This window comes from Xanthomonas nasturtii (assembly GCF_001660815.1).
GTDB lineage: Bacteria > Pseudomonadota > Gammaproteobacteria > Xanthomonadales > Xanthomonadaceae > Xanthomonas > Xanthomonas nasturtii.
Window position 1 is genome coordinate 36,655 of the sequence record NZ_LYMI01000022.1, and the last position, 13,957, is coordinate 50,611.

General features: G+C 64.7%; 9 protein-coding genes. 3 read left to right on the forward strand and 6 right to left on the reverse strand.

The window, feature by feature from the left end; translation table 11 throughout:
* Positions 1-20: 20 nt before the first annotated feature.
* The 3 genes from A7D16_RS09615 to A7D16_RS09625 all read left to right on the forward strand — a co-directional run bounded on the left by A7D16_RS09615 (position 21) and on the right by A7D16_RS09625 (position 3,147).
* Positions 21-1,418, forward strand: coding sequence for a trypsin-like serine peptidase (locus A7D16_RS09615; RefSeq protein ID WP_064632063.1), 1,398 nt, complete (start codon positions 21-23; stop codon positions 1,416-1,418).
* Positions 1,419-1,608: 190 nt separating this feature from the next.
* On the forward strand, positions 1,609-2,007 hold the full coding sequence (locus tag A7D16_RS09620; RefSeq protein ID WP_064632118.1) for a hypothetical protein: 399 nt from the start codon (positions 1,609-1,611) through the stop codon (positions 2,005-2,007).
* 132 nt (positions 2,008-2,139) lie between these two features.
* A complete protein-coding gene (locus A7D16_RS09625; RefSeq protein WP_064632065.1) occupies positions 2,140-3,147 on the forward strand; it encodes an MBL fold metallo-hydrolase in 1,008 nt (335 codons plus the stop codon).
* Between the two features lie 42 nt (positions 3,148-3,189).
* Here the strand turns inward: A7D16_RS09625 and A7D16_RS09630 are convergent, their stop codons facing one another.
* From A7D16_RS09630 to soxR, 6 genes are all read right to left on the reverse strand, one after another.
* A complete protein-coding gene (locus A7D16_RS09630; RefSeq protein ID WP_064632121.1) occupies positions 3,190-4,707 on the reverse strand; it encodes a tryptophan halogenase family protein in 1,518 nt (505 codons plus the stop codon).
* Positions 4,708-4,747: 40 nt separating this feature from the next.
* Positions 4,748-5,794, reverse strand: coding sequence for a cupin-like domain-containing protein (locus A7D16_RS09635; RefSeq protein WP_064632067.1), 1,047 nt, complete (start codon positions 5,792-5,794; stop codon positions 4,748-4,750).
* Between the two features lie 4 nt (positions 5,795-5,798).
* Positions 5,799-6,557, reverse strand: coding sequence for a SapC family protein (locus A7D16_RS09640; protein WP_064632070.1), 759 nt, complete (start codon positions 6,555-6,557; stop codon positions 5,799-5,801).
* 330 nt (positions 6,558-6,887) lie between these two features.
* Entirely contained in the window at positions 6,888-10,046 is a 3,159-nt protein-coding gene (locus tag A7D16_RS09645; RefSeq protein WP_064632073.1) for a TonB-dependent receptor, read from the reverse strand.
* Positions 10,047-11,085: 1,039 nt separating this feature from the next.
* Entirely contained in the window at positions 11,086-13,083 is a 1,998-nt protein-coding gene (locus tag A7D16_RS09650) for a M1 family metallopeptidase (RefSeq protein WP_064632075.1), read from the reverse strand.
* 409 nt (positions 13,084-13,492) lie between these two features.
* Complete coding sequence (soxR, locus tag A7D16_RS09655; RefSeq protein ID WP_064632077.1) at positions 13,493-13,948, reverse strand: redox-sensitive transcriptional activator SoxR; 456 nt, start codon at positions 13,946-13,948, stop codon at positions 13,493-13,495.
* Positions 13,949-13,957: the final 9 nt, after the last annotated feature.

Sequence of the window (13,957 nt, forward strand, 5' to 3'; positions counted from 1 at the left end):
CCTGACGAGAAGGACTACCCATGAATCGCAAGAACGCGTTGTATCTGGCGCTGTTTTCCGCTGTTTCCGGTACTGCAATGGCCGCACCTCCCACCGAGATGGATGCAGCGCCGGTGACCACCGCGCCGCAGGCGGCCAAGCTCGGTGCGGCGACGTTGCAGTCGGCAAGTTTGCGTGGCGGCATCCTGCCCACGCGCGTGGCGCAACTGACCGCGCCGACCAGCACGGAGATCAGCCGTGTGCGCGAGCGCCGCATTGCGCAGGTCAAGCATGGGCAGCCGTTGCAGATCGGTTTTTCGCGTGCAGTGGCGCAGCCGCTGGTGAACCTGTCCAAGCTCGATTGGCAGATGGCACCCGATGGTTCACGCGTGGCCAGCCTGAAGGTCAGCTCCGCACAAGCCGCGTCGCTGCGTGCGTCGCTGACCTTGCGTGGCGCCGGTGCGACGCCGGGTGACCCGGCCAAGGTGACGCTGCGCTTTGCCGGCGACGATGGGCGCGTGTTCGAACAATCCGGCGCCAGCTTCGCGGCCGGCGGTAACGACATCGGTTGGTCGCCGACGGTAAGCGGCGAGAATCTGCTGGTCGAGTTGTCGTTGCCGGCCGGCCTGTATCCGGAAAATTTCAGCCTGAGCATTCCGCAGCTCTCGCATCTGGACATCAGCCCCACCGCCAGCCCGCGCGACATGATGACCATTGCCATTGGCGAAAGCGATTCCTGCCAGAACGACATCGTCTGCCGCGCCAACCCCACCGCCGGTTTCACCAGCGCCGCAAAGGCGGTGGCGCGCATGGTATTCACCACCAGCCAGGGCTCGTTCCTGTGCACCGGCACGCTGCTCAACAACACCAATTCGCCCAAGCGCAATCTGTTCTGGACCGCAGCGCATTGCATCAGCACGCAGACCGTGGCCAATACGCTGCAAACCTACTGGTTCTACGATGCTGCCAGCTGCAACGGCAACACTGCCAGTTCGCAGGCAACCACGTTGACCGGCGGTGCGTTCCTGCGCCATGCCAACACCACGCGCGACACCGCCTTGCTGGAGCTGAAGACCGCACCGCCAAGCGGCGCCTTCTATGCAGCGTGGAATAGCGCGGCGATCGGCACCACCAACACCTCGATCGTCGGCATCCATCACCCGTCTGGCGACGTCAAGAAGTATTCGCTGGGCAGCGTGAATGGGCTGAACACCTCCATCGACGGCAAGAGCCCGCTGTACCGCGTGGTCTGGAACGATGGCGTGACCGAAGGCGGCTCGTCCGGCTCGGGCCTGTTCACCATCGCCAGCGGTGGCGCCTACCAGCTGCGCGGCGGCCTGTATGGCGGCTACTCGTACTGCACTGCGCAGACCGATCCGGATTACTACTCGCGCTTCTCGGACGTGTATTCCACCATCTCTACCTACTTCGGCCCGTAAGCGGCCAGCCCACGTGGCAGGCGGTGTTGCGCCTGCCACGTCCGATCGCGCTTCGCCTGGCATCGCACTCTGCACTTCCATGGCGACGCCGCTTACGGTGTTGGTGCTGCACCATGCGCACGCACGCGCAGCCAGCGGCACGCCGCGCGATGAGGCAGACTTGCCGGGTCTCCATCAGCACCCATCGCCCATGCTTCGCGCACGCACTGCACTCGTCATCATCACCCTCGCCGCCCTCGCACTGCAGACCACCGCGCTGGCAGCCGGCAAACCGGCCGATCGCGAGGACATCAAGGCCTACGCGCTGCAGCGCTGCCTGGATAACAACTACGCGCGCAGCGGCAAGTACGCGCCAGACCAGCTGCGCGACCGCTCGTATCTGCTGACCACCTATGCGATGGACAACGCCAAGGCCGGGGCGACCGATCGCCTGCATCGCTTTGTCGACGCCAATACAGCGGATTTCGACAACGGCGAAGTCCCGATGAAGGACGAAGCACGCCGCGGCCCGTTCAACCGCATCTTCGCCCAATGCATGGCGTTCTACCGTTCGCCGGCATTGACCCAGTTCATCGCGCGCGAGCTCTGAGCCTGGCGGCAAGAACCGCAGCGCCTGACCTCACTTGGTGGATCAGCGCGCTGCCGCCACACCCGCAGCATCTGCGACGCAATCCGCAGCGCTTCATCGGCATATAGAACGCACCCCTCGACAGGAGCCGCAATGACCGCACCTCGCCTATCCGGCTCCCGTCGCGCACTGCTGCGCAGCGCATTGGCTGCAGGCGCGCTGGGTGCAGTGGGACCGCTCGCTGCAGCTGCGCGACAGGCTGCACAACACGCGCCCTCCACGCCCCAACCCGCACCGCCGGTGCCCTTTCCGGCCACTGGCAGCGTGCTGGTGTTGCTGGGCACCAAGGGCGGCCCGACGCCTTCGCCGTTGCGGGCGGCGACGGCCAATGCGCTGGTCGTCGACGGGCAGCCGTATCTGATCGATTGCGGTAACGGGGTGGCGCAGCAACTGGCCAAGGCCGGCATTCGCCTGCCCATGCTGCGCGATATCTTCCTGACCCATCACCACTCCGATCACAACGCAGATCTGCTCAATGTGGTGTGGCTGGCCTGGGCCAGCGGCCTGCAGACGCCGGTGCATCTGTACGGCCCACCCGGCATCGCCAGGATGGTGGATGCGTTTGTCGACATGAATGCCATCGACATCGATGCGCGCATCCGTGAGGAAGGCCGCCCGCCCTTCAGGCCGCTGATTCATGTGCATGAGTTCGACCAGCCTGGCACGGTGCTGAAGAACGATCAGCTCACCGTGACCGCCACCTTGGTGGACCATTACACGCTCAAGCCGGCATTTGCGTATCGGTTCGAGGCACGCGACCGCAGCGTGGTGTTCTCCGGCGATACGCGCTACCTGCCTGCGTTGGCAGAGTTCGCGAAGAACACCGACATCCTGGTGCATGAAGTGATGTATCTGCCGGCGCTGCAGAAGATGCTGCAGACCAACGACAACGCACCGACGCTGCTGGACCATCTGCTCAAGAGCCATTCCACCAGCGAAGAGGTCGGCAAGATCGCCGCCGCGGCCAAGGCGAGCCTGCTGGTGCTCACGCATTTCGTGCCCGGTGGCGATGCATCCATCACCGATGCGATGTGGAGCGAAGGTGCGCGCAAGCATTACACCGGGCCGATCGTGGTCGGCCAGGATCTGATGCGGCTGTAGCGCAGGCACGTACTGCAGCTGGCCTACAGTGCAATGCCGGCGCTAGGCCGGCAGCGGGTTGCGTCCCCCCCACACCTGTTCGCCTGTCTTGCAATAGCGCTCGATGAAGGCCTGTTGCGACGGCATCTGCTGCACCGCGTGCTGGATCGGCTGGGCGATACCCTCGAGCAGACGGCGCAGATCGTGATCGGAGAATGCGCGGGTCAGCGGGTGATGTTGTTCCGGCATCAGGCCATGCCCCATCAGCACATGGGTCCAGGAATCGACACGAAACAGCTCGTCGGCGCCCTGCCACGCGTGTGCGCGTTCGCGCCAGGCACGCAGGCGCAGCGCCAGCGACTCGGGCAGTTCCATCTCGCGGCATTGCTGCCACAGCGGTTCCTCGCGCTGGGTGGCGTGATAGTGCAAGGTGACGAAGTCGCGCACATGTTCCATTTCGGCGCGGCTGACGTCGTTGAACAGCTGCACCTGCGACGGTGCGATGCCTTCGGCCGGAAACAGCGCCAGCAGCCGCACCACCGCAGAGATGGTGAGATGGATGCTGGTGGATTCCAGCGGTTCGATAAAGCCACTGGCCAGGCCAAGCGAAACCACGTTCTTGTTCCATGCCTTGAGCCGGCGGCCGGTGCGGAACGGCACCATCCAGGGATCCTTCACTGCCGGCGCGGCGGCGTCGCGCAGCAACTTGGCATGCGCTTCATCATCGGACAGGTGCTTGCTCGAAAACACCAGGCCATTGCCGACGCGATGCTGCAGCGGAATATGCCAACGCCAGCCAGCCGCGTGCGCGATGGCGCGGGTGTACGGCACCGGCGGGCCGACCGCTTCGGTCTGCACCGCCACCGCGCGGTCGCACGGCAACCAATGGCTCCAGTCTTCATAACCGGTGTGCAGCGTCTGCTCGATCAGCAGGCCGCGAAAGCCGCTGCAATCGATGAACAGATCGCCTTCGATCACTTGCCCGTCTTCGAGCACCAGGCTGGCGACATCGCCGCTATGCGGCTGCACGGTCACCTGCTGGATCTTGCCTTCGATGCGCTTGACGCCGCAGGCCTCGCTGCGTGCGCGCAGGAACCTGGCGTATAGCGCCGCATCCAGGTGATAGGCGTAATTGACCGCCGGCTCGCCCTGCAGCGCAAAACGGTCCACGCGCGAGGCCACCGTTTCCAGGCAGTAATCGCCGAAGCTGCCCGGCATGCCGCGGCGCCGGCTTTCCAGCCATAGATGGTGGAACGCGCACACCAGGGTGCCCTGCCCGGTGATGCCGAACGGATGGATGTAGCGCTCGCCCTGGCGGCGCCAATGCTCGAAGGAGATCGACAGCTTGAAGGTGCCGGCCACCGCGCGCAGGAATTCCTGCTCGTCGATCTGCAAAAACCGGTGGAAGGTGCGGATGGGTGGCACGGTGGATTCGCCCACGCCCACGGTGCCGATCTGTTCCGACTCGACCAGGGTGATGTCCAGCAGGTCGCGAAATTGATGCGAGAGCGCACAGGCTGCAATCCAGCCGGCCGTGCCACCACCGGCGATCACCACCTTGCGAATCTGAGCCTGAGTCACTGCGCACTCCTGGGAGATGGGTTGCAGGCGGTCTTGCACATCAGCGGTTCAACTTGCCGATCAACATGGCGCGCAACTGCCGCGCCAGCATCGGGTCGAGCGGACCAAGCGCCTGCCGCGCCGGTTCGGGCAGATGTTCGCCGGCCTGCCCGGCAGGGCCGAACACGTAGTAATCGAACAGCGCGCGCCATGCCTGCTTCTCTGCTGCCGGGCGGTCGCGAATAGCCCACAGCGCGTGGTAGAGCGCCGGCATCGCGGCCGGCAGCTGCGCGGGCGCACTGCTCCACCAGTAGTTGATGAGCACGTTGAAGGGCTGCAGCGATTCGACGTGATGCCACCACATGCCGGGAATGAACAACGCATCGCCCGGCGCAAGCACCACGCTGCGCGCATGCGGCAAGGCCTCGGCAAAGCGCGGAAAGCGCTGCAGATCCGGCTGGGCGAAATCGACCATGCTCACCACCTGCCCCCCCGGCGTGGGATCGAGCGGGCCCGGGTAGAGATTGGCCACCTGCTCCGGTGGAAACAGCGTAAACCGCCGTTGCCCGACTGCGCAGCACGCCAGATTATCCAGTGCATCGTAGTGACACGAGGCAATCACGCGGTTGCCGATCCAGATGCTGGGCTGCACGGGGCTGCCGTGGGCAGTCACATCCAGCGAGTTGTCTGCACGCAAACCCGGCAGGTTGGCATCCACCGGCAACGAGGCCAGGTAATAGGTGGGCGGTTGCACGTCGTTGCGATGTGCCGCAATGGCATCCAGCAAGGTGCTCACGCTGCCGCGCTGCACCTCGAAGTTGAGCGCACTGCAATCGTCGCGATAGAACGGGCGGCTGCCGATGTCCGGGCCGCCGTAGGAATACTGCAGATGCCGGCCGGTATCGTGCGCCCGTACCAGCGCCATGGCGTCCTCGGCGCTGCGCAGCCCCGCCTGCACCAGCGACCAGTGGCGTGCCACGCCACGCAGCACCACCGGCTCGGCGGCGTCGCAGAGTGCAGCCAGCGGCAATGCGTCGGGAGTGCAGTCGCTGCGCTCGGCAATGACGGCACGTGCGGCGACAGAGGGATCGGTTGCGCGTACGGCCATGTGCTTAGGCAAACGCGGCAACGGGGTCGCTGTGCGATAGCTGCAGGCGGCGCTGCTTCTCGGCCATCAGCCGGCGCACATTGTGCTGCGATGCCAGCATCAGGAAGGCGCCTTCCAGATAACCGGCCTGATGCAACTGGTGCAGCGCAGGTGCATCGAGCGCGGCGAGCCGCTCGCGGTCGATGGCGAACAACCCTTGCAACTGCGTGGCATGGCTGGCATCCAGGGCCACGTCCAGGCGCACCGGCTGGATCAGGCCCAGCGTATCGAAGGCGGCCGCCATCGCCTGCCCGGCGTCCACGCCCTCGCGAATGCCGCGCAACACGCCGATGATGTGCTCCAGATACGGGCTGTGGCCGCCCTGCGGCAGGAACACCGGCTCGCCCTCGCTCCGGCTCACGCGCGGATGCTCCATATCGAGATGGATCACCGGCTCCTGCACCAGCGCGCCGTCGATGTGCTGCTCCTGGAACCCGATCAGGAACGGCCCCTTGGCGACGATGCCCGGCAGGTAGCTGGCATTCCAGCGCCCGTCCTGCAGAAACAGGTTTTCGTCCTGCGCAAAGCCCAGCAGCGCGACCGACTGATAACCGCCGTTGGCCGGGTCCTTGCGGAAGAACAGCGGGTACTCGCGCTGCAGCTCGGCGTACTCGGTGACGAAGGCCGGCACCACGCCAACCGCATCGCCGAACTCGGCGCCGAAGCGCAGGATCACGTGCAGATCGTGATGCGCCACATTGTTGAGCACTGCGTATCGCGTCATTAAAAACTCCGGCCGCCATCCCTCGCGGAAGACTGCAGTCAATAAAGAATTCGGTCGCACGCACTACACCGTGCGTGTCGACACTGAGCATTGCCAAAAATCGCTGCGCCGGCAAGTCGCAAGGCAGCAATGCGCGGCATGAGTGCGAACGCCAGCGTGCGGGACGTCCGTGCGCACAACGCATGCGGTGACCAGACGCATGCATACAGCGTGCGCGACTGCCGTGTGGCTGCATGCGGTGCGCGAACGCCTGCCTGCACAACCGGTCGCGGCCGCCATCAGATGATGGCGGCCGCAGGTGCACCCACCGGCATGCACCGGCTCGCCGGATCAGAACGCGTAACGCACACCCAGCGTGTAACGCGGCTGCTGGTCGATCAAACGCACGATCTGCTTCTCCGAACGCCCATGCCACCGGACATCTTCGCCGGTGAGGTTGATCGCCTCGAAGCCAAACGACAGCTGCTTGTTGAGTGCATAGCTGACGCTCAGATCGAACTGGTGGTACGCCTCGACGTAGTACGGGTTGCGGTTGGATGCATCCTGATTGGCCGCAATCAGATACTCGTCGCGCCAGTTCCAGGCCAGGCGTGCGCTCCAGCCGTATTTTTCGAACATCAGCATCACGTTGGCGGTATCGCTCAGGCCCAGCAACGCAAACTGGTCGCGGTCGATGACGTTGTTGTCGAAGGCCACATCGCCTTCGACGATGGTGTAGTTGGCATAGATACCGAAGCCGCTGCTGCCGAAGAAGTACTGCCCGCCCAGCTCCCAGCCGTGGATGTTGGCCTTGTTCTGGTTGATCGGGCGCGACACGTCGAACTGGTACAACGGGTCGGCCGCGGTGCCGACCAGGTCGTAGGCATTTTCCAGCGCCAGGCTCTGCGCGGAGCTGCCGTTATAGGCGCCCAGGCCACCGGTGGCCGCTGCGTTGCGCAACAAGGCGGTGGCGGCGAACAGGGAAGTGTCGTTGGCCGAACAGGCCGCCGCCACGTCGTTGCCGGCCGCACCGACCTGCGCGGCGCAGGCACCGCTTTGCAGGAAGGCCAACGCGGCTTGTGCATCCGGCCCCGAGGTGGGGTCGGTCAGCCCGTACAGCGTCTCGCGCGATACCGTGGTGCCGATGAAATTGCTGACGCGCTTGTTCCAGAACGTGGCCGAGATATAGCTGGCGTCGGCGAAATACCACTCCAGCGCCAGGTCGAGGTTGTCCGATTCCAGCGGGTCCAGCGTAGGCGTCTGCGAATCGCCGCTGGCCCGGTTGGACGGGTTGATCAGGATCGAGCCGGCCGGCGTGTTCGGCGTCGGCCCGGCGAGCAGGTTGTTGTACGGCGCCCGCGCAATGGTCTGGCCGAACGAGGCGCGGCCCTTCAGCGACTCGGTGATGTCGATGCTGAAATCCAGATTCGGCAGGATGTAGTTGTAGCTGGTCTTTTCGCTGAAGGGCTGCTGCTCGGCGGAACGCAGCAACTGGAAGTCGTTGTTTGCCTGCCATTGCAGCGCCGTCGGTGTGGCCACCTGCGAGGTGGATTCCACATCGGTGCGCTCGTAACGCAGGCCCAGGCGCGTATTGGTGGTCATGCCGGAGATGTCGCCGGTCAGTTCCAGTTGCACGTACGCCGCACGGGTCTTTTCTTCGACCTGGTTGTTGGCGCTGTACAGCGGGTTGTAGCGCGTCTGCGCGCCGTACTGGCTGCCACCCCACAGCGCCAGCTGGCTGGCATCGCCGCGCCACGCATTGCGTGCCGTGCCGTTGGCATTGAAGTCGTCGAACATGCCGACAATGCTTACCGGCCGCAGCAAGTCCGTCATGCCCGGCTCCCTGCCGGCATTGGCCACGCCCCAGTCGCCCAAGGTGGAGTTGTTATCGCTGGTCAGGCGATGCATGGTGGTGTTGGACGAACTGACACCGAACTGGAAGCGCCCGTCGTCGAAGTCGAACTTGCCATCCAGGCGGCCTTCCTTGGTTTCGGTCACCTGCTTTTGATAGTAGATGCGCTGCACCTGCGAGCCGAGATTGTTGGTGGTGAAATCCGGATTGACCACGCCATTGGTGCCGGCCAGCGAATCGGCCACGGTGGGGTACCACGTGCGCGCGCCGATCGGCAGCGAATTGTTGAACCACAATTCCTGCCCCCATTGGCCGCCGCACGAAGGGCCATTAGTGCAATTGTTGGTGCCGGCAAAGCTGAAATAGGTCGCGCTGCCGCCGGTGATCGGGTCGTTGGGCAGGCTCTGGGTCTTGGAGTTGTGCGCATCGAAGGTGAGCTGGAAGCGGTCGCTCACCTGCCAGTCCGCATTGAAGCCGAGCGAGCCGAGCGTGTACTTCTGCTCGTTGCGCTGTTGCTCCATGCCGAAGTCCTTGGCGCCATTGGGCACATCGCGCAGGTAGACCGGCGTGGCGACCGTCTGGCCGGTATCGAAGGTGAGATCGGTGAAGCTGTTGGCGCGTTGCAGCCAGATGCCCTGCTCGCCACGTTCTTCGCGGATTTCGTTCGCCGAATAGGTGTAATCCAGGGTCAGCGTGACGCTGTCGGTGGGCGCGAACTGCAGCACCGCCTGGCCGTTCATGCGCTCGCGCTGGAAATCGGCGAATGCGTAGCGAATGTCGTTGGGCAGGCCATACAGCTGGCCGATCGCCGGTGCGTTGGTGACCACGGTGTCCGGACGCAAGGCCGGGTCGGTGCCGGTCCAGCGCTGGATGTTCCAGCGGTTCTCGGTGGCCTGCACCGAACCGCCGTGACGCTTCTGGTAGCTGGCGCTCAGGCCGATACCGAAGGTCTTGTCCGGGTTGGTGTAGCTGAAGATGCCCGACACTTCCGGGGTGAGCGAATCGCCGAACGGCTGCGAGCGGTCCGACACCATCTTGGCGCCGGCATTGGCCACCACGCCCTCGTGATTGAACGGCTTGTCGGTCTGGATGTTGATCGTCGCACCGATACCGCCGCTGGGCGCGGTGGCGCGGCTGGTCTTGAACACCTCGATACCGGTGATGGCTTCGGACGCGAGCTGGGCGAAGTTGAACGCACGCGTGCCGACATCCACACCGCCGATCGGCGTCTGGCCGGGCGCACCGAAGGCATCGGCACCGGGAATCAGGCGGCCGTTGAGGGTGACGGTATTGAACTGCGGGCCGAAGCCGCGCGCGGTGACCTGCGCACCCTCGCCGTCGCGACGCTCGATCGAGATGCCGGTGATGCGTTGCAGCGATTCGGCCAGGTTGGTGTCCGGAAACTTGCCGATGTCCTCGGCACTGATCGCATCCACCACACCGGCGGCATCGCGCTTGATGCCCATCGATTGATTGAGGCTGTTGCGGATACCGGTGACGGTCACCGTATCCAGCGTGGTGGCAGCGTCGCTGCTGGACTGCGGCGCCGCTGCGGGCGGCTGCGCGACATCCTGCGCAAACGCGGGATTGATGACCAACAGGCCGCCAACGAAGGTGAACATGGCCTTCGACTTGAAGCTGTTCAACGTACGACGCATCGATGTGTCCTCGGGAGTGGAGTCCAACCGCCAACGGCCGATATCGCGGCATGCGACATGGCAGAATCATGGCCGCTGCCCAACGGGCCGTGGCGACCGGTGCTGCAACTGCTGGAGCCACCAACCCGACGCCTGCGCGTTCGCCATGCGCGCGCAGCCGGCATGCGGATCCGACATGCGCTGCGCATGTCTTTCCGTTTTTGCCGTGCCACACGCACTACTCGACCACTGCGCTACGTTGTGTCAGCCGCTCTTCGAACTTTCCCCTAGCACGCAACCCACCGGTCGCCCCTTCGACCGTTGACCTGCGGTGTGCTTGCACCTGGACGCTGCGCATCAACGGCAACGTGTGCCATTGCTGCAGGTTCGAACGGATGCTTTGCACCGCATGTCAGCCAGTGATAGCGCTAACACGCAGCGCAGCCTAGTCAGGGCATAAAGGGCTTGTCACCGTGCGTTGCAGCATAGTGATGGGGGTGCACTGTTACAGCCGATACGGCAGCCGCTTGAGCCCGCATATGGTTTTCAACGCTGGCGCGGCTGTAAGCGTTATCACGGCATTACGCAAAAACCGGCAAGGCACGCGGCGAAATTTGCACAATGAAACGGCCGCAGCAGTGCCGGATGCGGCGAGTGCGCAAACGCAGAATCGAACTGACGCTGTTGGCGAAGTGGTTGTATGGCACAGGCCGCGCAATCTACCGGACGCAGCAGCGACGCGGCGGGCGATCTCGTTACTACTTCCGCCCGCGGATGTGGAACGCAGCAGGCACGGCGCATAGAAAAACGGCGCAATCTTCGCAATCGATTGCGCCGTTGGTAGAGCGTCCGACAACACGAAGTGCGCCGTCATCAGATGAGCGTGAATGGCGTAGAGGCACCACGGTGTGCGAATGCGACCTGCCGCATTTAGCACCAGCCGCGTCCGCCAGGCGTCTAGCGCAGTCGGTGTGTTGGCCGCTCTTTTCGCCGCCACCGCGATCGCTGCTGACGCGATCGCGGTGGCGACCGCGTCAGCCTGTGTGCCCTATCGCAACACTCAGCCGATCACGTCCACACGCGCATCGCTGCGGTCGGCGTCCGGCAGCACGTGGTCCGGGTCCAGCGTTACGTGCAGCACTTTCTGGGTGGTCGGCAGGGTCAGCGTGGGGGTGCTGGTCTGCAGCCAGGTTTCCACCGGCACGCGCCGGTCCAGGTGGCTGCCATCGGCCAGATCCACGCGCACGGTCACCGGCATCACCAGTTTCTGCCGGCTGCGCAAGGTGAGCTGCACGCCCTTGGCCGGGTCATGGTCGACGTAATGCGCCTCGGTGATGCCCATGTCCAGCTGCCAGTTGTTGAAGTACCAGCCGCGCCACCACCACGACAGGTCTTCGCCACTTTCGCTTTCCATCAGCCGGAAGAAATCCGACGGCGTGGGATGCTTGTAGGCCCAGGTGGCGATGTATTTGCGAAACGCCGGATCGAAGCGCGCCGGCCCCAGGATCTGTTCGCGCAACAGCACCAGCCCCAAGGCGCCCTTGAAGTAGGTCAGTGGATGGCGATAGGTCTCGCTGGTGGAATCGGCGTTGTCCATCAGCGTCGGCGCACTGGCATCGGCCAGCAGCGGCAGGATTTCATCGACCGGGTTTCCGCCCTTGGGCGCATATTCCGAATCGCGCTTGGGCGCGTATTCGCCCTTGTTGAAGGCATCGGATGCATATACGTCGATGAAGGTATTGAAACCTTCATCCATGAAGGCGTGCCGGCGCTCGTTGGAACCGACGATCATCGGGAACCAGGTATGGCCGATCTCGTGTGCGGTGATCCAGAACAAATCCTTGCCGCCGTCTTCGAAGCCGTCGAAGACGATGCCGGGATATTCCATGCCGGCGCCATAGCCACCCAGATTGATCGCTGCCGGCCACGGGTACGGGTACCACTGCGAAAAATGTTCGATCGCGCCTTTGACGTATTCGGTAGAGCGGTTCCACTTGTCTGCGCCCACGCCCTCCACCGGGTAGACCGACATCGCCAGCGATTGCTTGCCGCCGGGCACGTTGATGCGCGCCGCGTCCCAGACGAACGCCGGCGATGCAGCAAACGCCACATCGCGGGTGTGCTCCATATGGAAGCGCCAGGTCTGCGTGCCCTTGCCCGCCGGTTTGGCTGCACGTGCCGTCACTTCGGCGGGGGTGCGGATCAGTACCGTGCGGTCGCTGCCGCGCGCCTGCTCCAGGCGTTGCTGCTCGGTGCGGCTGAGCACGTCCTGCGGGTTGGTCAGCGCGCCGGAGCCGGCGACCAGGAAGCCCTCCGGCACGGTCACTGCGTAGTCGAAGTCGCCGTACTCCAGATAGAACTCCGAGCCCAGATACGGCTGCGTGTCCCAGCCGCGCAGATCGTCGTAGACCGCCATGCGCGGGTACCACTGCGCAATCTCGTAGATTTCTCCCTGCTTGCTGGCGCTGAAGGCGGTACGCCCGCCCCAGGTGCCGGGAATCGTGTAGCGGTAACGGATATGCACGGTCAGCGCCTTGCCCTGGCCGGCCAGCGGCTGCGGCAAGTCCACGCGCATGCGGGTATCGTCGACGACGAACTGCGCAGGCTGGCGGCGCCCACCTGCATCGACCTGGACACTGGCGATCTGCATGCCTTCGGTGAACTGCTTGCGTCGTAGCGGACGGCTGGCGGCAGCACGCGCATCGGCCCGGTAGATGTTCTGATCCAGCTGCAGCCACAGCACGTCCAGCGTGTCGGGGCTGTGGTTGGTGTAGGTGATTGCGGCCTCGCCGGTGAGCGTATGCGTTGCAGGGTCGATGCTGGCGGCAAGGCTGTAATCGGCACGGTTCTGCCAGAACGCCGGGCCGGGCACCCCACCGCCGCTGCGATAGGCATTGGGGACATCGGGCAACTGCAAGGGCGCGAACAAGGCCAGCGGGTCGAATGCGTTCGCAGGAGCCGTTGCGGCGCCAACTGGTGCGGCAGCGACAAGCCCGGGCATGGCAACACATGCCAACGACACGGCAAGGGGGAGCGATCGGCGCACGGTGGGGGGCATGCGGAATCCTTCGGCGGAGGGGGATTGCCATCCTACGGCGCCCCGCGCCGCGCACGGGAATGCCATTGGTCCCGGATGGCGCACCTGGCGACATCGGTCTGCTGCTTGGCTGCAAGGACTGGTGGAGATGGTTGGTGTGCATGGTTTTCAACGAGCAACCGGCAAGCCGCGATGCGCTCCTCGCACTTCAACAAAACCACCAGCCAACTGTCTGGTGCGGTGTCCTTGCCGATTGCGGGTCCGTTGGCGGCATGGATGCCGCCACCGAGCCTCCAAGGACGGATTCACGGCGTGTCCCGCGAGCGGTGAGGACACCGCGCCCTCGACCCACCCAGCGTTTCCGACGGCCACCACCAAGAAACGGCCGACAAAACCAGACTCACCGCCAGGCGCCCGCGCGCTACGTGTCTTAGCCACTTTTATTCGGAATCACGCTACCCAGCCGCGACGCCCCCGCACCACCCTCGCCCATGGCGTCGTCCGGATTGCTCAAGCGGCAGCGGCGCAGCGACAGACAGCCACAGCCAATGCAGTCGGTGAGCTGGTCGCGCAGCGCCTGCAATTCGCTGATGCGCGCATCCAGCTGCCCACGCCAGCGCGCCGACATGCGCGCCCATTCCGCACGCGTGGGCGTGCGCTGGTCGGGCAATACCGAAAACGCATCGAGCACCTGCTGCAACGGCACCCCGAGCCGCTGCGCCACGCGAATCACCGCAATCCGCCGTAACACATCGCGCGCATAGCGGCGCTGGTTGCCGGCAGTACGCAGGCTGCGGATCAAGCCCTTGCGCTCGTAGAAATGCAGCGCCGACACCGCCACGCCACTGCGCTTGGCCACTTCGCCCACGGACATCTCACGCTGCATCGCCTTGAC

Excerpts from the sequence above, each read along its gene's own strand:
- A7D16_RS09615 (WP_064632063.1), top strand. The coding sequence starts at position 21 with ATGAATCGCAAGAACGCGTTGTATCTGGCGCTGTTTTCCGCTGTTTCC.
- A7D16_RS09620 (WP_064632118.1), top strand. The coding sequence starts at position 1,609 with ATGCTTCGCGCACGCACTGCACTCGTCATCATCACCCTCGCCGCCCTC.
- A7D16_RS09645 (WP_064632073.1), bottom strand. The coding sequence starts at position 10,046 with ATGCGTCGTACGTTGAACAGCTTCAAGTCGAAGGCCATGTTCACCTTC.
- A7D16_RS09635 (WP_064632067.1), bottom strand. The coding sequence starts at position 5,794 with ATGGCCGTACGCGCAACCGATCCCTCTGTCGCCGCACGTGCCGTCATT.
- A7D16_RS09625 (WP_064632065.1), top strand. The coding sequence starts at position 2,140 with ATGACCGCACCTCGCCTATCCGGCTCCCGTCGCGCACTGCTGCGCAGC.
- A7D16_RS09640 (WP_064632070.1), bottom strand. The coding sequence starts at position 6,557 with ATGACGCGATACGCAGTGCTCAACAATGTGGCGCATCACGATCTGCAC.
- A7D16_RS09650 (WP_064632075.1), bottom strand. The coding sequence starts at position 13,083 with ATGCCCCCCACCGTGCGCCGATCGCTCCCCCTTGCCGTGTCGTTGGCA.
- soxR (WP_064632077.1), bottom strand. The coding sequence starts at position 13,948 with ATGCAGCGTGAGATGTCCGTGGGCGAAGTGGCCAAGCGCAGTGGCGTG.